This window comes from Vibrio sp. Y176, from assembly GCF_033438945.1.
In genome coordinates this window covers 1-520 of sequence record NZ_JAWOQS010001175.1, presented here as the reverse complement: position 1 = coordinate 520, position 520 = coordinate 1, and the positions used below count along the sequence as shown (strand labels likewise).

Genomic DNA, 520 nt, shown 5'->3' with positions numbered 1-520 from the left:
GGCGTTATGTAAATGGAGAAAAAATGACACTTCAGGATTTGGAAAGTATATCTGTTATTGCTGCTTCTTGGTTTGGTATTTGTGCCACCGTCGTAAGCATCTTTAAAAAGAGTAAACCAGAAACTGGCTTGAATGAATCGACAAGTAGTTCTTCAGGTAAATCTGACCGGATTTCGCTACTAAAAAGACTTTGGAAATACATTCTCGCAATATTCCTGTTTTGCTTCGCAATCATCCGAAATGTTACTGGCGAGTCAAGTGTGGACAAACTGGATGTTTTGTTAATTTCAGGGTGTGTAGGCGTAATAATCTTACTTCTAGTAAGGATGATGTATATCTATACATTATGGTCTGTCAGTAAGTACTTCGAAAAGGATTCGGCAGCCTATTAGAATTTACATAACAAGTTGTTCAAGAGGGATTCACAACGCGTGGCATTTTCACTGTGCGTTGGTTTTAGTGTTTAAGGCGGTATGCAGCAGCTTCGGTATTGCGTTGTTCACCCCTTAACAAGGCGTTA

At 39.4% G+C, this 520-nt stretch carries 1 protein-coding gene; it reads left to right on the top strand.

Annotated elements, in window-relative coordinates; translation table 11 throughout:
- On the top strand, window positions 1-392 hold a 392-nt coding region (locus tag R7O13_RS30825), incomplete at its 5' end, for a hypothetical protein (protein ID WP_318305713.1).
- Window positions 393-520: the final 128 nt, after the last annotated feature.